Raw genomic sequence first — 26,601 nt, 5'->3', positions numbered from 1 at the left:
TGTCTGGCGAGGGCCGCGGGACCTGCTTTTCCATAATAAAAACAAAGGGGCTTCACCATGGACCGTCACACCCGCAATCTCGCTACCCGACTGCTGCTGGCCGGCGGTGTCATCAGCCTCTCGGCCCCCGCCGCTGCTGACTTTATCAAGGACAGCAAGGCCAGCCTTGAGCTGCGCAACTTCTACTTCAATCGCGACTATCGCCAGACCAACGCACCTCAATCCAAACAAGAGGAATGGGCGCAGGGTTTTCTGTTGCGCTACGAATCCGGTTTCACCGAAGGCTTGGTCGGTGTCGGTTTTGATGCCATCGGCCTGCTCGGCGTGAAACTCGACTCCAGCCCCGATCGCGCCGGCTCCGGCCTGCTCAAACGCCATAGCGATACCCGCAAAGGCGCGCAGGACGAATACGGCGAACTGGGCCTGACCGCCAAACTGCGCGCCTCGAAAAGCACGCTGAAACTCGGCACCCTGCTGCCCAAGCTGCCGACGGTGCTGGCCAACGACTCACGGCTGTTGCCGCAAACCTTCAAGGGCGGTCAATTGACGGCGCTGGAAAGCGAAGGCCTGACCGCAGATGCCGGGCGGCTGACGCAGGGCAACCAGCGCGACTCCTCGGACTACGAGGACATGGGCATCACCCGCACCGGCGCCAAGGGCATCACCACGCGTCATCTGGACAGCGACAGCTTCGATTTCGCCAGCCTGAACTACAAATGGACCAGCAATCTGGCGACCGGCTACAGCTATGGTCACCTCGATAATTTCTACAGTCAGCATCTGGTGAACCTGACTTACGTGTTACCGGTGACCACGGGGCAATCGTTGAAGACGGATTTGCGCTTCGCCCGTTCCACCGACGATGGCGGCAGTAACGTCGACAACAATGCGATTGGCGCGATGTTCACCTACAGCCTCGGCGGGCATGCGTTCGGCCTGGGTTATCAGGGCATGAGTGGCGACACGGGCTATGCCTACGTCAACGGTACTGATGCGTTCCTGGTGAACTTCGTGCAGATCGGCGACTTCGCCAGCAAGGACGAAAAATCCTGGCAGGCGCGTTATGACTATAACTTTGCGGCGATGGGGGTTCCGGGTCTGACGTTTATGACTCGCTACCTCACCGGTTCCGATATTGACCTGGGCAGTAATCGTCCGGAAGGCAAGGAATGGGAGCGTGATACCGATATTGGTTATGTGGTGCAGAGTGATCCGCTGAAGAACGTCGGGGTGAAATGGCGTAATGCGACGGTTCGCTCGACCAATTTTGGCAGTGATCTGGATGAGAACCGGTTGATTGTCAGTTATACGTTGCCGATCTGGTAAATCGATCCGGTGTTTGTGAAGGGGGCTCACTTAATGCCGCAGTCACTGCTCCCACATCTCAACAACCCAATCAACTGTAGGAGCTGGCTTGCCAGCGAAGGTCTCAAATGCACCGCGTTTACCCTGTTAAAACGCGTCATCGTTGACGTCCTTCGCGAGCAAGCTCGGCTCCTACAGTTGATCGTGCTCGTATGGAAAACCCGGTCAACTGTAGGAGCTGGCTTGCCAGCGAAGGTCTCAAATGCACCGCGTTTACCCTGTTAAAACGCGTCATCGTTGACGTCCTTCGCGAGCAAGCTCGGCTCCTACAGTTGATCGTGCTCGTATGGAAAACCCGGTCAACTGTAGGAGCTGGCTTGCCAGCGAAGGTCTCAAATGCACCGCGTTTACCCTGTTAAAACGCGTCATCGTTGACGTCCTTCGCGAGCAAGCTCGCTCCTACGGCTCTTCCAAGTGACTCGCCGTAAGGGCGAAACCAATAGTGGCCGTTACCGCAGGAATGGATATGTACACCCTCAGAAACCCCACCGTCTAACACATAGCCTTCGCTGGCAAGCCAGCTCCTACAGTTTGATCGGGGTACATCTCCGTCTTCGCTGGCCAGCCACCGCCCACAGGGGATTAGAAACAGGCGGCCACCATAGTAGGTTAAGATGCCTGCAAACCAGGCCCGCCGCGAGACGCCCGCATGACTGATAACACCCCCCGCCTGATCAAGAAATACCCCAATCGCCGACTGTATGACACCCACACCAGCAGTCACCTGACACTGGCGGACATACGCCAACTGGTGGTTGATAAAGTGGCCTTCCAGGTAGTCGACGCCAAGACCGGCGAGGACCTGACGCGCAGCATCCTCCTGCAAGTCATTCTGGAAGCCGAAAGCGGCGGTGAGCCGATCTTCACCAGCGAAATGCTGATGGGGATTATCCAGTTCTACGGCCCGTATCAAGGCGTACTCGGCAGTTACCTCGACAAGAGCATACAGACCGTCATCGACATCCAGTCCCAAACCGGCGCGCAGTCGTCCGAAGCCTGGAGCACCTTCATGCACCAGCAAGCGCCGGTGATGCAGGACCTGATGCGCCAATATGTCGATCAGTCCAAGGCCCTGTATCTGAACACCCAAAACCTGTTTGGCATGTTTGGCGGCAAGCCGGATGCCGATGGCGGGACGAAAAAAAATGGCGATGGGGAGTAATCCCATCGCCATCGGTGCAACCGTACTGATTTGACTTACTTGTTACCGCTGGTGGTCTTGGCGCTGGCTTCCGGAGCAGCTTTGGCGGCTGCGGCGGTGGCTGCTTCAAAATTGCTCTGAGCGGCTTCGGAAGCCTGTTTCACAGCTTTCTGTGCACTTTCAAACGCAGTACCGGCATTCGCCAGGCCCGACTTGAACGCGGCCACAACTGGCTCGGAACCGGCCGGTGCATTCTTGCTGATCTCTTCAACGAACGCTTGCACCTGCTGGGTGCCGGCCTCGACCTGAGTCGAGGTCAGTTTGGCGATGTCCGACTGCGTGCCCACGATCAGCGCTTGAACCTGACGGTTGAACTCGGCCAGACGTTCGGTTTGCGCGCTCGGCTGGGTGAAAGACGCCTGCAGCTCAGCGAAGCCTTGTGGATCGCGAACGGCCAGCAGCTTGCGAACACCTTCGAAATGCTCTTCGGTGGAGTCACGCAGTGCCTTGAACTGCAACTGGCTCAGCTGTTCAACACTGGCGAACACCTTGCCGCTGATTTGCTGCAGCAGGTCAAGGTTGGCTTTCTGAGCGGTTTGCAGTTTTTCCGAATTGAAAAAAGACATGCTTGAATCTCCTGGTACTGGAAGGCCCTGATGGGCCCGGGGACGCGATAGCGATCCGGCCAGTCATCGCGTTAGCCTTGATATTGCAGTGCACAAAACTATTTGGCAACGCCTATTTTTGTGCAGCGCAAAATAAACTTTGCTCACTGCCCCCCTCTTAGCTATAAACTCCTGTCTATCGAACAGCCAGCCTAGCCTTGTTTAGTCAAAGGGTTTAGAGGGGCAGGTTCTCACGCATGGCGTCAGGAGTTCACGATGGGTCAGGAAGAATATATTGCATTGCAAGATGAAGGCCTTTGCGCCCCTGCTGGTTTATTCGAGCACCTCAATCATCTGCAACGCCTCAATACCCGCAACGTCCTCGACGCCGTGCAGAAGCGCCAGGCAAAAACCTTCGCGCCTTTAAGCCTGCGGCAACTCAGACAACCGACGGCGGCTGACTGGCAGGAATACTTCACTGACCTCGGCCAACGCAGCGTGCTGTTCTGGGACACCTTGCGCCAACGCGGCGACAATACGCTGGCCCACGAACGTGCCGGGTATCCGCTGCTGCTCAAGTTCAACCATGAAACGCTGGTCGATGGCGCCGAGCTGCCACGCCCGGTCAATTACTCGCTGTTGCAGATTCTCGCGGGCCCCGGCCAACGGATCGACAGCAAAAAACAACCCGTGATCATCATTGACCCACGCGGCGGCCACGGCTCGGGGATCGGCGGTTTCAAACAGGATTCGGTCATTGGTGAAAGCCTCAGGGCTGGCCATCCCACCTATTTCATCTCCTTCAGTCACTCGCCACGTCCTGGGCAAACCCTCGCAGACATCGTTGAGGCGCAGGCGCGGTTTATCGAAGTTGTCAGTGCCCGGCATCCGGACAGCACCAAGCCTGTGATCATCGGCAACTGCCAGGCGGGTTGGGCATTGATGGGCCTGGCGGCCAAACGTCCCGAGCTGCCGGGCCTGATCATCGTCAATGGTGCACCGTTGTCCTACTGGGCCGGCGTCAATGGCCGCAATCCGATGCGCTACACCGGTGGTCTGTTGGGTGGCGGCTGGATGGCGCGCCTGGGCAGCGACCTCGGTAATAGCCGCTTCGACGGGACTTGGCTGGTCAGCAATTTCGAGAGCCTCGACCCGGCCAATACCTACTGGGGCAAGTACTACCACCTGTTCAGCGAAGTCGACAGCGAAGCGGCGCGGTTTCTCGATTTCGAACGCTGGTGGGGCAGCCCGACCCTGCTCAATGGCGAAGAAATCGAGATGATTGTCGACGACCTGTTCATCGGCAATCAGCTGTCCGGCGGCCTCGGACGCAAGAGCAGCGGGCTTGATCTCAAACTGATCGAAGTGCCGGTGGTGGTGTTCTGTTCCTACGGCGACAACATCACCTCGCCGCAGCAGGCGCTGGACTGGATCACCGACGTCTATCCCAGCGATCTCGCCTTGCAAAGTGCCGGGCGCACCATCGTTTACCTTCGACACGCCAGCATCGGTCACTTGGGCATCTTCGTTTCCGGCGAAGTGGCTCGGCGTGAACACCGCGAATTGCTCGGCGCGGTCGACACGATCAATGCGTTGCCGGCCGGGCTGTATGAAATGCTCATCGATGATTTGCCGCAGAGCTCAGAGACGCCCTACACCGTGCGTTTCGAACCTCGGCGAATTGCCGATATCCATGGCGACGCCAAACCGCCCCGCGATGATGATCGCGAATTCGCCCTGGTCGAGCGCGCCTCTGTCATCAACAACGGCCTGTACGACGGCTTCGTACGTCCATGGTTGCGCCAGTTGATCAACGAACCGAGCGCCGAGTTGATGCGCAAGGCCCACCCTTTCCATCAGCAGCAAGTACTGTGGAGCAGCTTGAACCCGGCGCTGTGGTGGCTGGCCGATAGCGTCGCCCAAGTGAACAACAATCGTCATCCCGCCAGCCTGGACAACCCGTTGCTAGCTTGGCAGGAACTGTTTTCCAACCAGGTGCAGGACGCGTTGAACGGCTACCGCGATCTGCGTGATGCGGCTCAGGAAATGTGTTTCTACGGTGTATATGGCGTCCTCAATAGCCTCGCCGGCAATGCGCCGGGGCGCAATCTTCAGGCGCACGCCGAGCTGCATGACAAGGCCCTGATCGAACGTTTACAGGACGCCCTGCCCCTTGGCGGCCTGATGGAAGCCTTGATCCGTATCCTCTTTTTGCTCGGCCGCGACAGCGACGAACCCGGCAAGAACAGCGTCGAGAAACTGATCCAGCAAATGCAGGTGCTGCTGCAGGACTACAGCGCGGAGCCGCTCGATCTTCGCGAAACCGTCAGCCTGCAAAAACTGCTGGTCGCCACTTACCCGCAAGAAAGCCTGCAAAGCTTGCCGTTGATGCTTCCCGAGGCCGAAGAGCGCCAGCAGGTGCTGGCCGCCGTCGCCAATTTGCTGCCGGAACTGCTGACTGGCAACGGGGCTGAACACCCGTTCTGGTGCACCTTGCACACACTGTTCGACGTCCCATTGCCGGGCTTCAGCCTGACCCAATCGCCCGGTGAGGCTGATGTCGTCAAGCAGCAAGCCCCGGTAGTAACACCGGAGCCGGTCAAGCAAAAAGCGCCGGTGGTCGCGCCTGAGCCGATCAAGCAGAAAGCACCCGTGGTAACGCCTGAACCGATCAAACAGACAGTACCGGCCGTCGCTCCCGAACCCATCAAACAGGCAATCCCGGCCGTCGCTCCCGAACCCATCAAACAGGCAATCCCGGCCGTCACACCTAAGCCGACTGCACCAAAAATCCCGGCAGTGCCCCACAAGCCCACCGCCAAGGTGGCGACGCCACTGCACAAACCAACCAAGAACAAAAAAGGCGTGAAAAAGCCTCCCGTGCTGTAACGCTGAATCGCTGACGAGACCGCGTCAGACCGGCGCGGCCTCCTCGATTTCAAACGATTCATCGGCCCGATACTGACCGGGCGTCATGCCAAACCAGCGGCTGCACGCTTTGTTGAAGCTGCTGTGGTCATGAAAACCAAGGAGATACGCCACATGCTTCATGTTGAAGTGAGAATGGCGCAGGTAGAAATCAGCCAATTGCCGGCGCACCGCGTTCTGCACGTCCTTGAACTGCGTGCCTTCCTTTTCCAGGGCGCGCTGCAACGTTCGCTTGCTGATGTTCAACGCCGCGGCAATCGACTCCATGTCGCATTGCCCCTGGCCCTGACTCAAGCGCTCGGTGATCAGCGCGCGAATCCTGCCGACAATGCAGAATCCAAACAGCAGGTCCAATTGCGCCTCGGCAAAACTGTCATGCAGCACCGCCAACGCTTCGTTGGCCATGCTCAACGGACGCAGCAACTCCTGCTCGTCAAACACAATGCTGTCGTATGCCGCGTCGAAATGCAGCGCGCAGCCAAACAACCGCCGATGCTCGGAGGTGTCTTCCGGTTCGGGATAGGTGAAGCCGACGCTCAAGGGTTGCGGGGCGTTGCCGCCCGCCAGCTTACGGCAGAAACCCAGCAACGAAGCGAGCCCTGCATCAGTGTATTGGCGAGGTTTGACCGAACCCACTTGTTGATGGTCGAGGCCGGACAGTCGGTAGTTCTGCTGTTCCGAGGTAAAGAAAAGACTGAATCCCGTGCCAATCAACGGACTGAAACGGACCAGGCGTTCAAGGGCTTTTTTCAGATTCAGGCTGGACATCATGGTGTAGCCGACGATCTGAAAACTGCCGGGGTGAAAGCTTCCATAGGCTTTCAAGCCAATGTCCGGATCCCCCGAGGCCTGTGCGGCCAGTTCCCACAATCGATAGATCGCCCTTCGCTCGCAAAACGCTCCTGGTTTGTTCGCGAGATCAATATCCAGTCCAGCCTCCCGACACAGACTGGCAACATCCAGTCCCTGAGCCGAGAGCGTATTGACCAGCACGCTGGCATAGCCTGAACTCATTCTATACATGGCGTCCTCAATGACCTGTGGAACCGAACATCCTGTCCGGAGCCATAACTGATCTACGGTACAGCAAATAGTAACTGGCGGTTTAATTCGAAAAGTTGACCTCAGTATAGGTATTCACACGTTTTTGCCAGGCTCACGCACCGGTCGTCGCTTATTGACTCCACGTTACCTGTAGCAGCTGTCGAGCCTGCGAGGCTGCGTTCGGCGGTGAAGCCGTCGTAAAACCTGACCGCGAGGTTTTCCTGAAACACCGAGTTGCCTGATTTCACGACGGCTGCGCCGCCGAACGCAGCCTCGCAGGCTCGACAGCTGCTACATAAGCGATCTCATGCCAACACACCCACGCATGCGGGCGACGCCAAAAGTTGCTACCCGTCGATTCGACCGGGGATTGGCACCGTTGGACACCAGACAGTCACCTCTCAACACTTCCGCACACTCGGCCAATACCGAACAATCCTTGCATCTTGCAGCGCAATATAAAAAAAGGTAGTGAGTCGATGAAGTCGCTTAGTCGTATTGCGTTGGTAACGGGTGGTATGGGTGGGATTGGCACTGCGATTAGCCAACGCCTGTACAAGGAAGGATTCAAAGTCATTGTCGGTTGCAGCTCTGATTCCGCCCGCAAGAATGACTGGATTGCCGCACAACTGGCGGCGGGTTATCAGTTTGAATGTATCTACGGCGACATCACCGATTGGGAGTCGACGCGCAAGGCTTTCGAGATGGCCCGCGAACAATTCGGCCCGATCGATGTACTGGTCAACAACGCCGGTATTACGCGTGATGCGTCGTTCCGCAAACTCACCCCCGAAGACTGGAACGCCGTCATCGGCACCAACCTCAGCGGCGTGTTCAACACCACCAAACAGGTGATTGAAGGCATGTTGGCCAAGGGCTGGGGCCGGATCATCAACATTTCCTCGATCAACGGCCAGCGTGGCCAGTTCGGCCAGACCAACTACAGCGCGGCGAAGGCCGGTATTCACGGTTTCACCATGGCACTGGCCCGGGAAGTGTCGGGCAAAGGCGTGACCGTCAACACCGTCTCCCCTGGCTACATCCAGACCAGCATGACTGCGGCCATCCGCCCGGACATTCTCGACACCATGATTGCGGCCACACCGGTCGGGCGTCTTGGCCAACCCGAAGAAATCGCCTCCATCGTCGCCTGGCTGGCGTCCGATGAATCGGGCTACAGCACCGGCGCCGACTTCTCGGTCAACGGCGGCATGAACATGCAATAGGCCTGTCGGGGCATGGACGCCCCCGCTCCCGCTCGACACACATTTAATGAGGTCATGCATGAACGAAGTCGTAATCGTTGCCGCTACGCGCACCGCCATTGGCAGTTTTCAAGGTGCCTTGGCCGCCATTCCCGCCACCGAACTGGGTGCTGCGGTGATTCGCCGCCTGCTGGAACAGACCGGTATCGATGCCGCGCAGATTGATGAAGTGATCCTCGGCCAAGTGCTGACAGCCGGGTCGGGGCAAAACCCGGCACGCCAGACCGCGATCAAGGCCGGCCTGCCCTTTACCACCCCTGCCCTGACCCTGAACAAAGTCTGCGGCTCCGGCCTCAAGGCTGTGCAGCTCGCGGTCCAGGCTATTCGTTGCGGCGACGCCGAACTGGTGATTGCCGGCGGTCAGGAAAACATGAGCCTGGCCCCTTACGTTCTGCCAAAGGCGCGCACCGGCCTGCGCCTGGGTCATGCGCAACTGCAAGACAGCGTGATTCAGGATGGTTTGTGGGACGCCTTCAACGACTACCACATGGGCATTACCGCCGAGAATCTGGCGAGCAAGTACGAGATCAGTCGCGAAGATCAGGACGCCTTCGCCGCCGCTTCGCAACAGAAAGCCGCTGCGGCCATCGAAGCCGGTTACTTCAAGCGTGAAATCACCCCGATCCTGATTCCTCAGCGCAAAGGTGAGCCGCTGGTCTTCGACACCGACGAACAACCGCGCCCGGACAGCACGCTCCAGGCACTGGGTAACCTCAAACCGGCCTTCCAGAAAACCGGCAGCGTCACCGCCGGCAATTCGTCGACCCTCAACGATGGCGCCGCCGTATTGATGCTGGCCAGCGAAGCCAAGGCCCTGGCACTCGGTTTGCCGGTACTGGCGCGCATCAAGGCTTACGCCAGTGCCGGTGTAGACCCGTCGATCATGGGCATCGGCCCGGTGCCCGCTACCCGTCTGGCATTGACCAAAGCCGGCTGGAGCCTCGACGACCTCGACCTGATCGAAGCCAACGAAGCCTTCGCCGCGCAATCACTTGCGGTCGGCAAGGAGCTGGGTTGGGACACCAGTAAAGTCAACGTCAACGGCGGCGCGATTGCCCTGGGGCATCCGATCGGCGCATCGGGCGCGCGGATTCTGGTGTCGCTGTTGCATGAGCTGATTCGTCGTGATGGCAAGAAAGGCCTGGCCACGTTGTGCATCGGTGGCGGCCAGGGTGTCAGCCTGGTGATCGAACGCTAAGAAGAAACACAGGACTGCTTGCTTGACTGCCAACGCGGCGCCGAAGTCCGGCGCCGCGGTTTTTTTCTGCCCGGTTTATTGATGTGGGCAAGGAGTTCCATGGACAACAACGCGCATACTTTCAACACCTTCTGGTCAGGCCAGGTCCCGTTCATTGCCTCCTTTGCAGTGCAACAATTACGCCTCTGGGTCAGCACCAATCCGTGGTTCACGGGGCAGGAATACAGCGAGTGGTTTGACCTGCCGCGCGACACCCTGGACAGCCTGCAATCGGACTATCAGCAGCAATGGGGCGAACTCGGCCAGCGCCTGCTGACCGGTCAGCCCTTCAGCTTCGACGATCGACGTTTCGCCAGCGGTAACTGGAGCCAGCCGCTGTTCGGCTCCCTCGCGGCGTTTTACCTGCTCAATGCCGGGTTTCTCTTGAAACTGCTCGATAAACTGCCGATCAAGGACAAGAAACCACGCCTGCGCCTGCTGTATCTGGTAGAGCAAGCCATCGCCGCCGGCGCGCCGAGCAACTTCCTCGCCAGTAACCCCGATGCCCTGCAACGGGTCGTCGATACGCAAGGCAGCAGCCTGCTCACGGGCATGTTGCACCTGGCCAGCGACCTGCAGGAAGGCAAGATGCGCCAGTGCGACAGCGGCGCCTTCAAGGTCGGTGTCGATCTGGCCAATACCCCCGGTGAAGTGGTCTTCGAGAACGAACTGTTCCAGCTGATCCAGTACTACCCACAAAGCGAAACCCAGTACCAGCGCCCGGTTTTCGTCGTGCCGCCGTCGATCAACAAGTACTACATCCTCGACCTGCGCCCGGACAACTCGATGGTTCGCCACCTGTTGCAGCAAGGCCACCCGGTGTTTCTGATGTCGTGGCGCAACTTCGACCAGGCACACGCCGACACCACTTGGGATGACCTGATCGAAACCGGCATCATCAAAGGCCTGCAAGTGACCCGTGAGATCAGCGGTGAGCAACGGCCCAATTGCGTCGGTTTCTGCATTGGCGGCACCTTGTTGAGCTCGGCGCTGGCGGTATTGGCGGCGCGCGGTGACAAAGACATCGCCAGCGTCAGCCTGCTGACCACGTTCCTCGATTACCTCGACACCGGCCCCATTGACATCTTCGTCGACGAAGAACTGGTGGCCTACCGCGAGCGCACCATCGGCGGCCTGAATGGCCCGATCGGCCTGTTCAAGGGCGAAGACATGGGCAATACCTTCTCGCTACTGCGCCCCAACGATTTGTGGTGGAACTACAACGTCGACAAATACCTCAAGGGCCAGAAACCCAACGCGCTGGACCTGCTGTTCTGGAACAACGACAGCACCAACCTGCCGGGGCCGATGTACTGCTGGTATCTGCGCCACACCTATCTGCAGAACGACCTGAAATCCGGCGAGCTGGACTGCTGCGGCGTCAAGCTGGACCTGCGCGCCATCGATGCGCCAGCGTATATTCTCGCCACCCACGACGACCACATCGTGCCGTGGCGAAGCGCTTACGCCAGCACCGCGTTGCTCTCCGGAACCAAGCGCTTTGTGTTGGGCGCCTCGGGCCATATCGCCGGGGTGATCAACCCGCCCGCCAAGGAAAAACGCAACTACTGGACCAACAACCGGATCACCGAGGACCCGGAAACCTGGTTCAAAAATGCCCAGCAACACGCGGGTAGCTGGTGGAATGACTGGTTCGTCTGGCTGGCCGAACAATCCGGCGAACGCCAACCTTCGGTACTGCACACCGGAAACGCCCAATACCCGGCGATCGAGTCGGCACCGGGGCGTTACGTGATGCAATGACCGCCAGCCTCGCGCGATAACGTCATGCGAGGCTGCACCCGGCTCTGTAGCAGCTGTCGAGCTTGCGAGGCTGCGCCCGGTTCTGTAGCAGCTGTCGAGCCTGCGAGGCTGCGCCCGGCTCTGTAGCAGCTGTCGAGCTTGCGAGGCTGCGTTCGGCTGCGAAGCAGTCGTCAATCCTGTGTACGCGGTGAATCTGACACACCGCATTGTCTGACTTTACGACTGCTTCGCAGCCGAACGCAGCCTCGCAAGCTCGACAGCTGCTACAGGGTCCAATGCCCCACCGTGGGCCCCCTTGGCCCTTCTCCGCAAAAAAACCCAAACACAGCACACCGATTCAATATCCCCGCCGCGATCTACGTAACCATGACTTCCTCACTCACCCCGTAAGGACATCGTCATGGCCATCGCAAAAGCTGTTCCTGGCAAAACCCTGCTGACCCCGACCGACCACACGCTGATCATGATCGATCACCAGTCGCAAATGTCCTTTGCGACCAAGTCGATCGACGCCGTCACCCTGCGCAATAACGCCGCGCTCGTCGCCAAGGCTGCGCGTGGGTTCAAGGTCTCGACCATCCTCACCACCGTTGCCGAGAAGAGTTTTTCCGGCCCGATCTTCGATGAAATCAAATCGGTGTTCCCGGAACACAACGTCATCGACCGTACTAGCATGAACACGTGGGAAGACGAGCGCATTGCCGTCGAGGTCAACACATTCGGCAAGCAGAAAATCGTCCTGGCCGGCCTGTGGACTTCCGTATGCATCGTCGGCCCGGCGCTGTCGGCCATTGACCAGGGTTTTGAGGTGTATGTGATTGCCGATGCCTGTGGCGACGTCACCACCGAAGCCCATGAAATGGCCATGCAGCGCATGATCCAGATCGGCGCGCGGCCGATGACTTCGTTGCAATACCTGCTTGAGCTGCAGCGTGACTGGGCGCGTAGCGAGACTTACGATGAAACGGTGAAAACCTCGATTGCCAATGGCGGCGCCTACGGTCTGGGCCTGATCTACGCCAAGACCATGTTTGGTGCTTCGGAAGGCCATTAAGCGCCTGCTAAAAACAAGCGACTCCGCAGAGTTCCGGAGTCGCTGCCACCGTGGTGTTTGGTCCATGAAGTGTTCCTCGCAAGACCTGAAACCCGGGGTGCCATTTTTGTTGTTGGTGTTGGTCGCCGGCACGGCCGGGACAGCCCGGGCCAACGAACCGGCAGAAAACGCCGAGGGTTTTCTGGACGGGTCGGCGCTTTCGGTGCTCAGTCGAAACTTCTACCTCAACAGTGACTACCGGTCCCCGTCACCGGCGGACAAAAACTATAAACAGGAGTGGGCTCAAGGCTTTATCGGCACTTTCGAATCCGGTTTCACACCTGGCACGATGGGCGTTGGCCTCGATGCGCACGCGTTTTTGGGATTGAAACTGGACGGAGGCAAGGGCCATTCCGGGACGGGACTGTTGCCCGTGGACGCTGACGGCCGCAGCGAAGACAACTACTCCAGCGGTGGCGGCGCCGTGAAAGTCAGGGCTTCGCGAACCACGTTGGCCTTTGGTGAAATGCTGGTGGAAACCCCGGTGTTCGACACCGCGGACAAACGCCTGCAACCGGAGTACGCCACCGGTTTTTTGTTGAACAGCCATGAAATCGATGGCATGAACCTGGTGGCTGGCCATTTCACCGCGTTCAAGAACCAGGACAGTTCTTCGGGCAAGGACAACTTTTTTGGTTACGGCGCCAACACTGAGGCCGGCGGCATTTCGTTTCTCGGGGCCGACCTGTTTACCCAGAGCCCGGTCGGCGGTGCCCTCTACGCCTCAGAGTTGACCGACACCTGGCATCAGTACTACGCCAACCTGCACTTGAAACAGTCCAGCGTGTTCCTCGACGCCAATGTCTATCACACGCGGGACACCGGCCAAGCGCTGGCCGGCCCTATCGACAACACGGCATCGAGCCTGTCGGGCAAATACACCCTCGGTGCACATGCCTTTACCCTGGCCTGGCAAAAAATCAATGGCGACACACCGTTCGATTTCGTCGGTGGCGACTCCATCTACCTCGCCAACTCGATCAAGTACGCCGACTTCAACGGCGCCCATGAACGCTCCTGGCAAGCCCGCTACGACCTCGACCTGGCGACCTACGGGATTCCCGGGCTGAGCTTCATGACTCGCTATGTGACGGGCAGCCAGATCGACGGCACCCATGCGCCCCAGGGCGGGGCCTACAACCCGTTCGACGAGACGACCGGCGAGTTTGTGCCTCAACAAGGGGATGGCGGACGGCATTGGGAGCGGGACATCGATTTGCGTTACGTCGTGCAATCCGGCTCGGCCAAGGGCTTGTCGCTGCAACTGTCCCATGTGTCGCACCGGGCGAACACGGCTCAGGCCGGTGATGACATCGACCGGGTTTATGTGGTTATCCAGTACCCGCTGAGTTTTGGACACCTTTAAAAATGGCGGAAGGCAGCCGGAGTCGAACCTGCCCGGGAACGGATGCCGTCCCCAACCGGGTTTGAAGCCCGGCCGCGCCACCGGGCGCGATTGCCTTCCTTGAAATCAGTGTAAATCCTTGTAGGAGCTGGCTTGCCAGCGAAGGCGTCCTCAACCCAGACGAATGTATTGCCTGACAGAACGCTTTCGCTGGCAAGCCAGCTCCTACAGAGCGAAGGCGTTCGTAAGTGCCACGAATGCGTTGCCTGACAGGGCGCTTTCGCTGGCAAGCCAGCTCCTACAGAGCGAAGGCGTCCGCAGGCTCGATGAATGTATTGCCTGACAGGACGCTTTCGCTGGCAAGCCAGCTCCTACAGAGGTTGGGTTGCCAGGGCGTTGTCGAGACGGATGTGGCGTTTGTCGCCCAATCGTCGGGTCAGGCCTATCCGGTCGAAGTATTCGAGAATCTGAATGCTGCGCTTGCGACCGAGGCCCACCGCATCGCGAAAAGCCGAAACCTGAATCACCGGGTTCTCGGCCGCCAGTTGCATCAGCATAGCCGCCAATCGGCGCAACACCGCGTCGGTGTAAAACAGGTCACGGACCACTTGATGCAGCAACCCCAGCCGCGCCATTTTGCGCAGCAGCAAGCGCACCGCGGCTTCATCGTGACCCAAGTCGCGCACCCACGGTGGATCGAAACCGGCCTGCTCGAACAACGGCTGCAACTGTTGCCACAAGGCCTCATCGTCTGCACTCAAACGTACCTGATGAACCGGTAAATGCAGCCATGGCCCGCTGGCCGTTATGTCACCGCTGGCCAGCAGTTCGTCAAGCAGGCTGATGAATGTCGGGCGGTCCAGTGTGGTGCCGGTGAAGCGACGCAGGCGATCGCGGTCCGGTCCCATTTGATCCGGTTCAAGTTGATGAAAGCGTGCGAGGTGTTCCAGCAGCGGTACTTTCAAAGCGTCCCAACGGTCAGCACTGAACAACAACGGACCTTGGCGGGTGTCGATCAAACGCACGTCATCGGGCAACACCCACGTGCTGCGCGGACGGTTGAACTGACGCTCCAACTGCTGCGGGTCGAGCCCGGAGGCGCTGTTAGTCAACAGCGCAGGTAACACGGCTTCCAGACTGTCAGTTGTGGCCAGTGCCTGTAGCTGCGCCAGACGCTCGGGACTTCGGCGTTGTCGGGTCGGGGCGAAAAGGTCGAGCACCCGGCCACCGCCGAGGGTGCGTTGAGCGCTCTGGTCACGCAGGATCAACGGATCGCCCTGTACCGCATGCACCGGCGCCTTCAGCAGAATCTGCGCGAACATCCGCTCACCCGGCAACAGGCTGGAACCCTCCAGCAACGCCACCCGCCCCGTCACATCCTGAGTCCCCAGGTGCACGTGCACCGGTTGAAAGTGTTCGAAGGCGTGGGGTTCGCTGGCCAACAAGTGCATCTCGATGTCCACACGCTGGGTTGGCGCATACAACCAGTCGGCCAACAGCCAGTGACCCCGGTGAATCTGCTCCAGTGCCAAGCGCTCGGCGCTCAGGTTCAAGGCGACTCGCCGGCCGGCAAATGCGCTGTCCGCAGCCTGGTTCTGCGCATGCAGCCCGCGCACCCGCACCGGTTTGCCCTGCGGACCGAGCAACAGCGTATCGCCCACCGCAACCTGCCCGGACAGCGCCGTGCCGGTCACGACAATACCGGCACCGGCCACGCTGAAGGCACGGTCAATCGGCAAACGAAAACCACCCAGGGTACTGCGTTGGAGCACGTCATGTTGCGCGTCGAGCAAGGCTTGGCGCAGTGTATCGACACCCTCCCCGGTCACGCTGGACAACGCAATCTGCGGCGCATCGGCATAAGGACCGGGCGCCAGCAACGCTTCGATTTGTTCGCGCACGGCCTGCACTCTCGCCGTATCAACCCGATCGCACTTGGTGATCGCGATCAATGCCCGTGGGATGCCCAGCAGTTCGACGATAGCCAGGTGTTCGCGCGTCTGCGGCATGACGCCGTCGTCCGCCGCTACCACCAACAACACCAGATCAATGCCCTGAGCCCCGGCCAGCATGTTGTGGGTGAAGCGCTCATGACCGGGCACGTCGATAAAACCGGTCAGGGCCGCGCCGGGTTCGAGCGCTGCGTAGAGATAGCCGAGGTCGATGGTCATGCCGCGTTCACGTTCTTCCCGGCGACGATCACCGGCCTGGCCGGTCAAGGACTGGAGCAATAACGTCTTGCCGTGGTCGATGTGCCCTGCCGTTCCGACGATCACCCTGGCGCACCCTCCTCCTGCAATTGATCGAGTTGAGCCAGCCACGCCGGCTCGTCGTCCAGTTGCCGCAGGTCCAGCCACACGGCGTCGTCATCGATGCGCCCGAGCACCGGAATCGGCAACGCACGCAGGCCCGCTTCCAGATTGAGCAAGCAGCGCCCGCGCAGACGTTTCGACGCCTGCGGCCGCAGACACAACGCGGCACTCGGCAAGCGCGCCACGGGTTGGCTGCCGCTGCCGATCATGCCCAGCGCCGGCACCGCGCTGACGCTCCAGCCATCGCCCAGCACCTGTGCCAGCGACGGTTGCAGGCGTTCGGCTTGCGCGAGGATGTCGGCCTGAGGACGGGTCAGCAGGCGCAATGCCGGCAGGCGTTCGGCCAGGCGATCCGGATCGCGGTACAGGCTCAACACCGCTTCGAGGGCAGCCAAGGTCAGTTTGTCGACCCGCAGGGCTCGCTTGAGTGGGTTCTTCTTGATCTTCGCGATCAGTTCCTTGCGCCCGACAATCAACCCGGCTTGCGGACCGCCGAGCAATTTGTCGCCACTGAACGTGACGATGTCCGCGCCATCGATCAGCGCCTGATGCACCGTCGGTCCGGCGGGCAAGCCCCGGCCCGTCAAGTCCAACAGGCTGCCGCTGCCGAGGTCTTCCAGTAGCGGCAGCCCATGTTTGTGGGCCAACGCCGCCAGTTGCGCCGTCGGAACACTCGTGGTGAACCCCTGAATGCTGTAATTGCTCGCGTGCACACGCATGAGCAAACCGCTGCGCGGACCGATGGCGGCTTCGTAATCCCGGGCATGGGTGCGGTTGGTGGTGCCCACTTCGTGCAGCTTCACCCCGGCGCGCGCCATGATATCGGGGATGCGAAAAGCGCCGCCGATTTCAATCAGTTCGCCTCGGGAAATGATGCCTTCCTTCCTCGCGCCCAGGCTGTTGAGGGTCAGCAATACTGCAGCGGCATTGTTGTTGACCACCGTCACCGCCTCGGCGCCGGTCAACTCGCGAATCAGGCCTTCGATCAAATCATCACGGTCGCCGCGCTTGCCGCTGTGCAGGTCAAATTCGAGATTGAGCGGATAGCGTGCGGCGATCAGCACCGCATCGATAGCTTCCTCTGGCAACAGTGCGCGACCGAGGTTGGTGTGCAGGACGGTGCCGGTCAGGTTGAACACGCGGCGGATATGGCTGCGATGCGGAGTGGCCAAGCGTTCTCCCGCCCTGCCGGCCAAGACTTCAGGAGCGATTTCAATGGCGTCGATTTGCCCTGAGACAACCTGCGCACGCAAGTCTTCAAGCAATTGCCGCAGGCTGCTCAGCAGCGCGTCACGCCCGTAACGCTCGGCCAATGGCTGGCAGGCAGGATGGCGCAGCAAACTGTCGATGGAGGGCAGCCGCAGGGTTGAGCTGGCGGATCTGGAGGACATCAGGCGCTCCCGCAAACGTTGACCGTCGCGCCTGAGTGTAGCCGTTGTGCTTAATCGCCTCCGGGAGCGAGCAGAAGATTCGGTGCCGGGCGTAAATAACCTTCCTGCTCAAGGCGCATGTCCAGCATCAGGCTGGTCAGGTCCGCCGACAGCGCCTCGGCCTCGGCGTCGTTTTCCAGATAAAGCAGTTTCAGGTAGCTGCGGCAACCGGGACAGACTTCCGCGCGCAACGGTGCCTGATTGGCGGCGTGACGGTCGTCATCGAGGCGCACATATTCCAGGCCTTTGCTCTGTTCGCAATACACGCATTTGACCCGCACCACATGCCATTCGCAGGCGCACAGCGAGCACACCAGGTAACGCAAACCGTTGTATTTGCCGCGATGGCGAATCACCCCGGCCATGGCCGGCGAACCACAGGCCGGGCACTGATTGAGGCTGTCGCCGGGTTTCAGTGCAAGGTCAGGCGTGTGCAGCAGCCAGTGACTCCAGGCGGCCTGCAATGCGGCGCCGAGAAACGGCACCAACGCTGCCGGCACCAGCGCGTACTGACCACTGACCAAGGCAATCGCCCACGCCTTGCGTTGCCCGGCATCGGCCTTGCGCAAGGTCGCCACGGCGTTCTCGACCGCAGGTTGCGTGGGTGACGCGTAACGCTGCAACAAGGCGTCGAGCCACGGCAACCAACCCACCTCGCGTGCCAGGCTATCGGCGGCGAACGGTGGCAAGCCGTGTTGCTGGCACAACCGCAGGCGTTCAGGATCAGGTATGGCCGATACGGGCGGATCGTCCAGCAAACGCTGCTGCACGTGGCACAGGCCCGCCACCATTCGCAGGTAATCGGCCAGCGGATTGCCTTCGGCCAGGTGTTCCAGACGCAAGGCGCGCAGGGTGAACAGGTTGTTCGGTGGCTGATGCAGAAACGGCGGTGAACTCGCCGCCGCTTCGATCTCTCCAGGCTCAAGAATCGTCGCCAAGGGGTTATCCTTTTTTGCTGATCGGCCGGTCGGGGTTCTCGTCGCGGGTCACTTCCCGATACCAGAGTTCATGGTGCTTCTTCGCCCAGGCGCGGCTGACCCAGCCATGCAGCATGGCGTTGACCGAACCCTTGATCCAGATGCCGGCATAGATGTGCACGATGATGCTCAGTATCAGTACAAACCCGGCCAGCGCATGCAGCAGCATCGCCCAGCGAATCGACGTAATGCCGAAGTAATCGCTGAAGTACACCCGCCAGATCACCAGGCCGCTGAACAGCAACACCAGCATGCACAGCAGCAATGTCCAGAACAGCAGCTTCTGCCCGGGGTTGTACTTGCCAATGGGCGGCACACCCTCTTCTTCGTTGCGGATCACCCGCCCGACACGCCGCAGCCACAAGCGGTCATTGCTGATAAAGAAATTCGCCCGGAAGAATTGAATCACCAATCCCAGAAACAGCATGAACATCACCACGCCCATGAACGGATGCAGGATGCGCGTCCACGGCCCGCCGCCAAACAGGTTGGTCAGCCAGAACAGTGCCGGATGAAACAACGCCAGCCCCGACAGCGCCGCCATGAAGAAGAAAATCGCCACCAGCCAGTGGTTGGTGCGCTGGTTCGAGGTGTAGCGCAGGATCTGTCTGCGGATCATGGTCTGTTCTCCCCGCGCGGATCAAAGGTGTGTACCGACGGATCGACCTCATGCACCGCAGGATCGACCGTGGGCGGCAGTTCATCCTCCTCAACCAGCTGTGGTCCGACGCGCACGTAGTGGAAGAAACCGGCCAGCACCGCCAGCCCCATGGCCAGCAACCCCAAGGGTTTGCTCACGCCCTTCCACAAGTCCACCAACGGACTGATGGTCGGCGCGCTCGGTAGGCCGGCATACAACTTCGGCGTGTCGGCGTGGTGCAGCACGTACATGACGTGGGTGCCGCCGACCCCTTCGGGGTCGTACAGGCCCGCGTTGTCGAAGCCCCGACTCTTGAGGTCGACGATGCGCTCCGCCGCATGTTCCTTCATGTCTTCCTTGGTGCCGAAGACGATGGCGCCGGTCGGGCAGGTTTTCACGCAGGCCGGCTCCAGGCCCACGGCGACCCGGTCCGAACACAGCGTGCATTTGTAGGCCTTGTGATCCTTTTGCGAGATGCGCGGAATGTTGAACGGGCAACCGGTGATGCAATAACCGCAGCCGATGCAATGGTCCTGGTCGAAATCGACGATGCCGTTGGCGTGCTTGATGATCGCACCAGGGCTGGGGCACGCCGCCAGGCAGCCGGGCTCGGCACAGTGCATGCAGCCGTCCTTGCGGATCAACCACTCAAGGTTGCCGGCGTCGGTTTCATGCTCGGTGAAGCGCATCAGCGTCCAGGTTTCTGCGGTGAGGTCCTGAGGATTGTCGTAGGTGCCGTGGTTGTGACCGACGTCGTCGCGCAGCTCGTTCCATTCCGAGCAGGCGACCTGGCACGCCTTGCAGCCAATGCACTTGGTGGTGTCGATCAGCTTGGCCACTTCTTCCTGATTGCGCACTGACGACGGCAACGTGGTAGTGGCCGAACGGGCGATGATGTCTTGGCTGGCCATTTAGACTTTCTCCACGTTGACCAGGAATGACTTGGATTCCGGGGTCTGAGTGTTGCCATCGCCGAGGAACGGCACCAGGGTGTTGGTCAGGTAACCGTGACGCGTGAGCCCGGTGAACCCCCAGTGCAACGGGATACCGATCTGGTGTACCACTTGATTGTTGACCTGCAACGGCCGGATGCGCTTGGTCACAACCGCCACCGCTTCGATGAAGCCGCGCTTGGAACTGACCCGCACTTTGTCGCCGGCAACGATGCCTTTTTCTTTCGCCAGCACTTCACCGATCTCGACGAACTGCTCCGGTTGGGCAATCGCGTTGAGCTTGCAATGCTTGCTCCAGAAGTGGAAATGCTCGGTCAGCCGGTAGCTGGTCGCGGCGTACGGATAATCCTTGGCCACGCCGAGGCTATCCCAGACCGAATCGAAGATCCGCGCCGCCGGGTTACTGGTGGCTTTCTTGTTGTCCGGGTGCAGCGGGTTGATCCCGATGGGGGTTTCGAACGGCTCGTAATGCTCAGGGAATGGCCCTTCATTCATCTTGTCCACGGCAAAGAACCGCGCCACGCCTTCCGGGTTCATGATGAACGGATTCATCCCGGCTTCCGGTGCCGAGTCAGCCTTGAAGTCCGGCACATCGGTGCCGCCCCAGACTTTGCCGTTCCACCACACCAGGCGTTTTTTCTCGTCCCATGGCTTGCCTTGCGGGTCACACGAGGCGCGGTTGTACAGAATCCGTCGGTTCGCCGGCCAGGCCCACGCCCAGCCCTGATGCTGTTTCATGCCGTACGGATCGCTGTTGTCGCGCCGGGCCATCTGGTTGCCCGCCTCGGTCCAGCTGCCGCAGAAAATCCAGCAGCCTGATGCGGTGCTGCCGTCATCCTTGAGCTGAGCGAAACCGGCGAGTTGCGCGTTGCCCTTGATCGCCGCGCCCGTGGCGTCGGTGAAATCGGTGGTGGCGGAGCCGTTGATTTCCTTGGCCAGTTCTTCCGGTGAAGGCTCGTCGGGGACTTTGTACGGCCAGGACAGCTTGAGGATAGGCTCGGCATACGCGCCGCCGTTGGCCTGGTAACGCTGACGCAGACGGATGAACAACTCGCTCATGATCCGCACGTCGGTGCGCGCTTCACCCGGCCCGTCCGCGCCTTTCCAGTGCCATTGCAGCCAGCGGCTGCTGTTGACCAGCGAGCCGTCTTCTTCGGCGAAACAGGTGGTGGGCAGGCGAATCACTTCGGTCTGGATGTCGGCACTTTTCACGTCGTTGTACGGCCCGACATTGCGCCAGAATTCCGAGGTTTCGGTGGACAGCGGGTCCATCACTACCAGCCATTTCAACTTGGCCAGTGCCGCCGTCACCCGGTTCTTGTCAGGCAACGCGGCGATCGGGTTGAAGCCCTGGCACATGTAGCCGTTGACCTTACCCTGGCCCATCAGGTCGAAGACCTTGAGGATGTCGTAGTTGGGGATATCCAGCTTCGGCAAGTAGTCGTAAGCCCAATTGTTCTCGACGGTGGCATTGGCGCCGTACCAGGATTTCATCAGGCTGACGTGGAACTTGCTGTAGTTCTGCCAGTAGGACAATTGCCCCGGACGCAGCGGTTTTTGCGTGCGCTTGGTGATGTAGGCGGCGTAATCCTGCTCGGCGTCGCCCGGCAGGGTCAGGTAACCCGGCAGCGAGTTGGACAGCAAGCCCAAGTCGGTCAGGCCCTGGATATTGGAGTGCCCGCGCAAGGCATTGACGCCGCCGCCTGGCATGCCGACGTTGCCCAGCAGCAGTTGCACCATCGCCGCGCTGCGGATGATCTGCGAGCCGATCGAGTGTTGCGTCCAGCCCAGGGCATAGAGAATCGTCATGGTCTTGCCCGGTTGCGAGCAGGTGGCGATTTCTTCCCAGATTTTCTGCATGGCATCGACCGGCATCCCGCAAATCTGGCTCGCCAGCTGGATGTTGTAGCGGCTGTAATGCTGCTTCATAAGTTGATAGACGCAGTGCGGGTCTTGCAGGGACGGATCGACCTTGACGAAGCCGTCCTCACCGAGCTCATAGCCCCAGCCGGATTTGTCGGTGTAGGCGCGCTTGGCCACGTCGTAACCGCTGAAGATCCCGTCCTCGAAGCCATACCCGGCTTTGACGATGAACGACACGTCGGTGTAGTTGCGCACGTACTCGTGCTGGATCTTGTTTTCGGTCAACAGGTAGTTGATCAGCCCGCCCATGAAAGCAATGTCGGTGCCGGTGCGAATCGGCGCGTAATAGTCGGCCACCGAGGCGGTCCGGGTAAAACGCGGATCGACCACAATCAAGCGCGCCTTGTTGTGCGCCTTGGCTTCGGTCACCCATTTGAAGCCGCACGGGTGCGCTTCTGCTGCGTTGCCGCCCATCACCAGGATCAGGTTCGCGTTACCGATATCGGTCCAGGTATTGGTCATGGCACCACGGCCGTACGTCGGGGCAAGACTTGCCACCGTCGGGCCGTGTCAGACACGCGCCTGGTTATCGAACCCCAGCATGCCGAGGTTGCGAACCACTTTATGGGTGATGTAACCCGCTTCGTTCGACGCCGCCGAGGCCGCAAGGAAACCGGTGGTGAGCCAACGGTTCACCGTTTGGCCTTGCGTGTTCTTCTCGATGAAATTGGCGTCGCGGTCGGCCTTCATCAGGTCGGCCACGCGATCCAGTGCTTCATCCCAGGAGATGCGCGTCCATTCAGTGCTACCAGGCTTGCGCACCTGCGGGTATTGCAGGCGGCCGGGGCTGTGAATGAAGTCGAGCAGGCCCGCGCCTTTGGGGCACAGGGTGCCGCGGTTGACCGGGTGGTCGGCGTCGCCTTCGATGTGGATGATGCTCTGCGCGACATTCTTGGCGGTGTCGCCCTGGCTGTACATGATCACGCCACAGCCGACCGAGCAGTACGGGCAGGTGTTGCGGGTTTCATGGGTGTGGGCGAGTTTGAAATGGCGTACCTGCTCGGCGAAGGCTGGCGGGGCCATGCCCAGCGCGCCCAGGCTCGAGCCCGCAAGGCCGATACCAGCGACCTTGAAGAACTGACGACGGCTGAGGTCCATCGTGCACTCCTGATCAGGTGATGACCCGGTACGTGTGCCGGGTTTTTCTGGACAATCACGGTGGCGGCAGCGTGGCTACCGACATTTGAATTTTAGACAGGGCTGTCGAATTCGCCATGAGAGCCGACCGTCGGGCATCTATCGACCTCTGTATTAATTGGCACAAAACCTGTGGGAGCGGGCTTGCCCGCGATTGCGGTGGCTCAGCCAATATTAATGTGGACTGTGCTGACGTCATCGCGGGCAAGCCCGCTCCCACAGGGATGGTGGTATTCGCGCCTCTCGCGTTATCGAGCAGGCTCGCTCCCGCAGGGCTTGGCGATTATCATGGCCGCCATAACCAACCCTGCTGTTACGAGACTGCGCATGACTTTCGATTTTGATCAGGTGTTCGATCGCCACCACACCGGCAGCACCAAATGGAGCCGTTACCCGGCCGACGTGTTGCCGATGTGGGTGGCCGACATGGACTTCGCCGCGCCGCCGGTGATTATCCAGGCCCTGCAAAAACGCCTTGAACACCCGATGATCGGCTACAGCGTGGCTCAGGATGACTTGCGCGAGGCCATCGTTGCCGACCTCTGGAATAAATACGCCTGGCGCGTAGAACCGCAGGAGCTGATCTTCCTGCCGGGCGTTGAGTCGGGTTTCAACATGGCGCTGAAGGCGCTGGTCCAGCCGCAACAAAACGTGGTGGTGCAGGTTCCCAACTATCCGCCGCTGCGTCATGCACCGGGCCATTGGGGGTTGAACAAGGTTGAGCTGGATTTCGCAGAACTGGCTGACGGCACCTATGCCACGCGGCTCGACATCTTGCGCCAGTCCCTGACGGGCGGCGGTGCCCTGCTGTTGAGCAACCCGCACAACCCGCTGGGCAAGGTGTTCCCTCGGGAAGAACTGCAAGCGGTGGCCGACATCTGCCTGGCGCAGGACGCCTGGATCATCTCCGATGAAATCCACGCCGAACTGTGCTTTGACGCACGCAAACACGTGCCCGTGGCAACGCTGAGCCCGGAAATTGCCCAACGCACTATCACGCTGATGTCGGCGAGCAAGGCCTACAACATCGCCGGGTTGAAAACCTCGTTTATGATCATTCAGGACCGGGCCGTGCGCGAACGGGTCAACCACGCCCGTTGCGGCATGGTCGACAGCGTCAACCCGCTGGGCCTGGAAGCCACCCGCGTCGCCTACAGCGAAGCCGGACCTTGGCTGAGCGAACTGATGACCTACCTGCAAGGCAACCGCGATTACCTGGTCGACGCGGTTCGTCGCCGGTTACCGGGCATCACCATGAACGTGCCCCAGAGCACCTACCTGGCGTGGCTCGATTGCTCGGCGCTGGGATTGGAAAACCCGCAGCAGTTCTTCCTCGAACAGGCAAAAGTCGGCCTCAGCCCCGGCCTGGATTTCGGCGACGACAGTAAACAGTTCGTGCGCGTGAATTTCGGCTGCCCACGGGCATTGCTTGAGGAAGGTATCGCCCGCATGGAGCGCAGCCTGCTCAACCTCAAGGCCTGACCTCATCCCAACAACACCAAAAAACCTGTGGGAGCGGGCTTGCCCGCGATGACGTCAGCACAGTCAATATTAATATTGGCTGGCCCACAGCAATCGCGGGCAAGCCCGCTCCCACAGGGTCATCTTTTTGGTTTGAGACAGCCTGCGAAATCCAACCGAACTCAAGGCAAAACACCAGGGTCAACCCTTTGACTCTTCTGCCTTGAAACCGGAGATTTCCCATGAACGACTACCCAAAACCGCCCTTCCCGAAACAGCACCAGCCGGTCCCCGGCTCCCAGCAGAAAATGGACCCGTACCCGGACTGTGGCGAGCAGAGCTACACAGGTTCCGGCCGCCTGGAAGGCAAGATCGCCCTGATCACCGGCGGCGACAGCGGCATCGGTCGCGCGGTGGCCATTGCCTTCGCCCGTGAGGGCGCGGACGTGGTGGTGGCCTACCTCAACGAGCATGAAGACGCCCGGGAAACCGCGCGTTGGGTCGAGCAGGCGGGTCGTCAATGCCTGCTGTTGCCGGGCGACATTGCACAGAAAGCGCAGTGCCAGGCCTTGGTCGACAAGACCGTCGAGCGCTTCGGCCGAATCGACATCCTGGTCAACAACGCCGCGTTCCAGATGACCCATGAACACTTCGAAGACATCCCGGACGAAGAATGGGTGATGACCTTCGATGTCAACATCACGGCCATCTTCAGGATCTGTCAGGCAGCGCTCAAGCACATGCAGGCCGGGGGTTCGATCATCAACACCAGCTCGGTCAATTCGGACATGCCCAAACCCACCCTCCTCGCTTACGCCACCACCAAGGGGGCGATTGCCAACTTCACCGCTGGCCTGGCGCAGATGCTCGGGCCGCAGAACATTCGGGTGAACTGCGTGGCGCCGGGGCCGATCTGGACGCCGCTGATTGTTTCGACCATGCCGGACGAGGAAGTGCAGAACTTTGGTGGCCAGACCCCGCTGGGGCGGCCAGGCCAACCGGTAGAAGTGGCGCCGATCTACGTGCTGCTGGCCTCGGACGAAGCCAGCTACATCACCGGCCAGCGTTACGGAATCACCGGCGGCAAACCCATGTTGTGAACCCGACCTGTAGCAGCTGGTGCAGCCTGCGTTCGGCTGCGCAGCAGTCGTAAAAGCCTGCTAACGCGGTGTTTCAGGAAAACTGTGCATACCGGGTTTACGACTGCTGCGCAGCCGGACGCAGGCTGCGCCAGCTGCTACAGGTTTGTGTCGGCGGTGTCGGGGGCACAAAAAATGAACCCATGACGATTGGCCCCCCTCAATACCTTTAGGGCCCCTGCAACGGGCTCCTCGATATATGGAGGTCGTCATGTCCGCACCTATCGTCAAGCTATTTACCCAACCGAACTTCGCGTGGACGGATATCCGCAAGGAAGAGGAAGCTCATCCACGTCATTACCTCGCTCATTTGCTGTTGCTCGCCATGATCCCGGCTGTGTGCCTGTTTATCGGGACTACTTATGTCGGCTGGAGCCTGGCCGAGAACGAAACCGTCAAGCTCAGCACCGCCAGCGCGCTGCAACTCTGCGTATTGCTGTACGTGAGCATCCTCGCCGGCGTGGTGGTGATGGGGTTGTTCATCCGCTGGATGTCGCGCACCTTCGACGCTCGGCCAACCGTCAATCAGTGCATCGGTTTTGCCGCCTATACGGCCACGCCGTTTTTCCTCGCAGGTATCGCCGGCCTGTACCCGAGCCGCTGGCTGGCGATTGTGGTGCTGGGTGCAGCGTCGATCTATTCGACGTTTCTGCTGTTTATCGGTTTGCCAACGTTTATGCATGAACGCAAGGAACAAGGGCTGTTGAACGCCACGTGCGTCTGGGGCGTTGGACTGCTGGTATTGGTCACCATCCTGGTATCAATGATCCTGCTATGGTTCAACGTGCTGACGCCTGAATACCTGCGCGCAACCGTTGGTTGAAATACCCCAGGCCCTACAT

19 protein-coding genes and 1 tRNA gene are annotated in these 26,601 nt (G+C 60.2%); 11 read left to right on the top strand and 9 right to left on the bottom strand.

Annotated elements, in window-relative coordinates; genetic code table 11:
* The first annotated feature begins 57 nt into the window (after positions 1 to 57).
* Both AEQ67_RS28725 and phaR read left to right on the top strand, forming a co-directional pair.
* The gene (locus AEQ67_RS28725) at positions 58 to 1,326 is read left to right on the top strand and encodes an OprD family porin (RefSeq protein ID WP_059407141.1); all 1,269 of its coding nucleotides are present in this window, start codon (positions 58 to 60) and stop codon (positions 1,324 to 1,326) included.
* A 688-nt stretch (positions 1,327 to 2,014) separates the two neighbouring features.
* Positions 2,015 to 2,527 carry a polyhydroxyalkanoate synthesis repressor PhaR gene (phaR, locus tag AEQ67_RS28720; RefSeq protein WP_059407140.1) on the top strand — a complete coding sequence of 171 codons (513 nt, stop codon included), beginning with the start codon at positions 2,015 to 2,017 and terminating at the stop codon, positions 2,525 to 2,527.
* Between the two features lie 35 nt (positions 2,528 to 2,562).
* Here phaR and phaP read toward each other — a convergent pair whose 3' ends face one another.
* On the bottom strand, positions 2,563 to 3,132 hold the full coding sequence (gene phaP / locus AEQ67_RS28715; protein WP_059407139.1) for a TIGR01841 family phasin: 570 nt from the start codon (positions 3,130 to 3,132) through the stop codon (positions 2,563 to 2,565).
* 255 nt (positions 3,133 to 3,387) lie between these two features.
* On the opposite strand from phaP, the gene AEQ67_RS28710 reads away from it, so the two are divergent.
* Positions 3,388 to 6,000, top strand: coding sequence for a DUF3141 domain-containing protein (locus tag AEQ67_RS28710; RefSeq protein ID WP_059407138.1), 2,613 nt, complete (start codon positions 3,388 to 3,390; stop codon positions 5,998 to 6,000).
* Positions 6,001 to 6,024: 24 nt separating this feature from the next.
* Here AEQ67_RS28710 and AEQ67_RS28705 read toward each other — a convergent pair whose 3' ends face one another.
* The gene (locus AEQ67_RS28705; RefSeq protein ID WP_059407137.1) at positions 6,025 to 7,062 is read right to left on the bottom strand and encodes an AraC family transcriptional regulator; all 1,038 of its coding nucleotides are present in this window, start codon (positions 7,060 to 7,062) and stop codon (positions 6,025 to 6,027) included.
* 500 nt (positions 7,063 to 7,562) lie between these two features.
* Here AEQ67_RS28705 and phbB point away from each other — a divergent pair, with 500 nt between their 5' ends.
* From phbB to AEQ67_RS28680, 5 genes are all read left to right on the top strand, one after another.
* Positions 7,563 to 8,309, top strand: a complete 747-nt coding sequence (gene phbB / locus AEQ67_RS28700; RefSeq protein WP_082377982.1) for an acetoacetyl-CoA reductase — start codon at positions 7,563 to 7,565, stop codon at positions 8,307 to 8,309.
* Positions 8,310 to 8,367: 58 nt separating this feature from the next.
* Positions 8,368 to 9,546, top strand: coding sequence for an acetyl-CoA C-acetyltransferase (locus AEQ67_RS28695; RefSeq protein WP_059407135.1), 1,179 nt, complete (start codon positions 8,368 to 8,370; stop codon positions 9,544 to 9,546).
* Positions 9,547 to 9,645: 99 nt separating this feature from the next.
* Entirely contained in the window at positions 9,646 to 11,349 is a 1,704-nt protein-coding gene (phaC, locus tag AEQ67_RS28690) for a class I poly(R)-hydroxyalkanoic acid synthase (protein ID WP_059407134.1), read from the top strand.
* A gap of 400 nt (positions 11,350 to 11,749) precedes the next feature.
* A complete protein-coding gene (locus AEQ67_RS28685) occupies positions 11,750 to 12,403 on the top strand; it encodes a hydrolase (protein WP_059407133.1) in 654 nt (217 codons plus the stop codon).
* A 64-nt stretch (positions 12,404 to 12,467) separates the two neighbouring features.
* On the top strand, positions 12,468 to 13,808 hold the full coding sequence (locus tag AEQ67_RS28680) for an OprD family porin (protein ID WP_059407132.1): 1,341 nt from the start codon (positions 12,468 to 12,470) through the stop codon (positions 13,806 to 13,808).
* 3 nt (positions 13,809 to 13,811) lie between these two features.
* On the opposite strand, the gene AEQ67_RS28675 is transcribed toward AEQ67_RS28680, so the two are convergent.
* The 7 genes from AEQ67_RS28675 to fdnG all read right to left on the bottom strand — a co-directional run bounded on the left by AEQ67_RS28675 (position 13,812) and on the right by fdnG (position 23,120).
* Positions 13,812 to 13,907 (bottom strand) — tRNA-Sec (locus AEQ67_RS28675).
* Positions 13,908 to 14,158: 251 nt separating this feature from the next.
* Positions 14,159 to 16,063 carry a selenocysteine-specific translation elongation factor gene (selB, locus tag AEQ67_RS28670; RefSeq protein ID WP_059407131.1) on the bottom strand — a complete coding sequence of 635 codons (1,905 nt, stop codon included), beginning with the start codon at positions 16,061 to 16,063 and terminating at the stop codon, positions 14,159 to 14,161.
* Positions 16,060 to 17,490, bottom strand: coding sequence for an L-seryl-tRNA(Sec) selenium transferase (gene selA, locus AEQ67_RS28665; RefSeq protein ID WP_059407130.1), 1,431 nt, complete (start codon positions 17,488 to 17,490; stop codon positions 16,060 to 16,062). The genes selB and selA overlap by 4 nt, the downstream gene beginning before the upstream one ends.
* 50 nt (positions 17,491 to 17,540) lie before the next feature.
* Complete coding sequence (fdhE, locus tag AEQ67_RS28660) at positions 17,541 to 18,467, bottom strand: formate dehydrogenase accessory protein FdhE (protein WP_059407129.1); 927 nt, start codon at positions 18,465 to 18,467, stop codon at positions 17,541 to 17,543.
* A 4-nt stretch (positions 18,468 to 18,471) separates the two neighbouring features.
* Positions 18,472 to 19,125, bottom strand: coding sequence for a formate dehydrogenase subunit gamma (locus AEQ67_RS28655; RefSeq protein WP_059407128.1), 654 nt, complete (start codon positions 19,123 to 19,125; stop codon positions 18,472 to 18,474).
* Positions 19,122 to 20,057, bottom strand: coding sequence for a formate dehydrogenase subunit beta (gene fdxH, locus AEQ67_RS28650; RefSeq protein ID WP_059407127.1), 936 nt, complete (start codon positions 20,055 to 20,057; stop codon positions 19,122 to 19,124). Before fdxH ends, AEQ67_RS28655 begins: the two co-directional genes overlap by 4 nt.
* Entirely contained in the window at positions 20,058 to 23,120 is a 3,063-nt protein-coding gene (fdnG, locus tag AEQ67_RS28645) for a formate dehydrogenase-N subunit alpha (RefSeq protein WP_152974924.1), read from the bottom strand.
* Between the two features lie 366 nt (positions 23,121 to 23,486).
* On the opposite strand from fdnG, the gene AEQ67_RS28635 reads away from it, so the two are divergent.
* The 3 genes from AEQ67_RS28635 to AEQ67_RS28625 all read left to right on the top strand — a co-directional run bounded on the left by AEQ67_RS28635 (position 23,487) and on the right by AEQ67_RS28625 (position 26,582).
* Positions 23,487 to 24,641 carry a MalY/PatB family protein gene (locus AEQ67_RS28635; protein WP_059407124.1) on the top strand — a complete coding sequence of 385 codons (1,155 nt, stop codon included), beginning with the start codon at positions 23,487 to 23,489 and terminating at the stop codon, positions 24,639 to 24,641.
* Between the two features lie 221 nt (positions 24,642 to 24,862).
* Complete coding sequence (locus AEQ67_RS28630) at positions 24,863 to 25,720, top strand: glucose 1-dehydrogenase (RefSeq protein WP_059407123.1); 858 nt, start codon at positions 24,863 to 24,865, stop codon at positions 25,718 to 25,720.
* A 250-nt stretch (positions 25,721 to 25,970) separates the two neighbouring features.
* On the top strand, positions 25,971 to 26,582 hold the full coding sequence (locus AEQ67_RS28625) for a Yip1 family protein (RefSeq protein WP_059407122.1): 612 nt from the start codon (positions 25,971 to 25,973) through the stop codon (positions 26,580 to 26,582).
* The last annotated feature ends 19 nt before the right edge of the window (positions 26,583 to 26,601 follow it).

Source organism: Pseudomonas sp. RIT-PI-q (genome assembly GCF_001297125.1).
Classification (GTDB): domain Bacteria; phylum Pseudomonadota; class Gammaproteobacteria; order Pseudomonadales; family Pseudomonadaceae; genus Aquipseudomonas.
Note: the sequence above shows the minus strand (reverse complement) of the source record. Positions and strands in the feature narration are given on the sequence as shown.

Bases quoted from the DNA above. Each gene is read 5' to 3' on its own strand.
- AEQ67_RS28655 (WP_059407128.1), bottom strand. From the start codon at position 19,125: ATGATCCGCAGACAGATCCTGCGCTACACCTCGAACCAGCGCACCAAC.
- AEQ67_RS28630 (WP_059407123.1), top strand. From the start codon at position 24,863: ATGAACGACTACCCAAAACCGCCCTTCCCGAAACAGCACCAGCCGGTC.
- phaR (WP_059407140.1), top strand. From the start codon at position 2,015: ATGACTGATAACACCCCCCGCCTGATCAAGAAATACCCCAATCGCCGA.
- fdxH (WP_059407127.1), bottom strand. From the start codon at position 20,057: ATGGCCAGCCAAGACATCATCGCCCGTTCGGCCACTACCACGTTGCCG.
- AEQ67_RS28710 (WP_059407138.1), top strand. From the start codon at position 3,388: ATGGGTCAGGAAGAATATATTGCATTGCAAGATGAAGGCCTTTGCGCC.
- AEQ67_RS28635 (WP_059407124.1), top strand. From the start codon at position 23,487: ATGACTTTCGATTTTGATCAGGTGTTCGATCGCCACCACACCGGCAGC.
- phaP (WP_059407139.1), bottom strand. From the start codon at position 3,132: ATGTCTTTTTTCAATTCGGAAAAACTGCAAACCGCTCAGAAAGCCAAC.
- AEQ67_RS28625 (WP_059407122.1), top strand. From the start codon at position 25,971: ATGTCCGCACCTATCGTCAAGCTATTTACCCAACCGAACTTCGCGTGG.
- phbB (WP_082377982.1), top strand. From the start codon at position 7,563: ATGAAGTCGCTTAGTCGTATTGCGTTGGTAACGGGTGGTATGGGTGGG.
- AEQ67_RS28725 (WP_059407141.1), top strand. From the start codon at position 58: ATGGACCGTCACACCCGCAATCTCGCTACCCGACTGCTGCTGGCCGGC.
- AEQ67_RS28705 (WP_059407137.1), bottom strand. From the start codon at position 7,062: ATGTATAGAATGAGTTCAGGCTATGCCAGCGTGCTGGTCAATACGCTC.
- AEQ67_RS28695 (WP_059407135.1), top strand. From the start codon at position 8,368: ATGAACGAAGTCGTAATCGTTGCCGCTACGCGCACCGCCATTGGCAGT.
- phaC (WP_059407134.1), top strand. From the start codon at position 9,646: ATGGACAACAACGCGCATACTTTCAACACCTTCTGGTCAGGCCAGGTC.
- AEQ67_RS28685 (WP_059407133.1), top strand. From the start codon at position 11,750: ATGGCCATCGCAAAAGCTGTTCCTGGCAAAACCCTGCTGACCCCGACC.
- AEQ67_RS28680 (WP_059407132.1), top strand. From the start codon at position 12,468: ATGAAGTGTTCCTCGCAAGACCTGAAACCCGGGGTGCCATTTTTGTTG.
- selA (WP_059407130.1), bottom strand. From the start codon at position 17,490: ATGTCCTCCAGATCCGCCAGCTCAACCCTGCGGCTGCCCTCCATCGAC.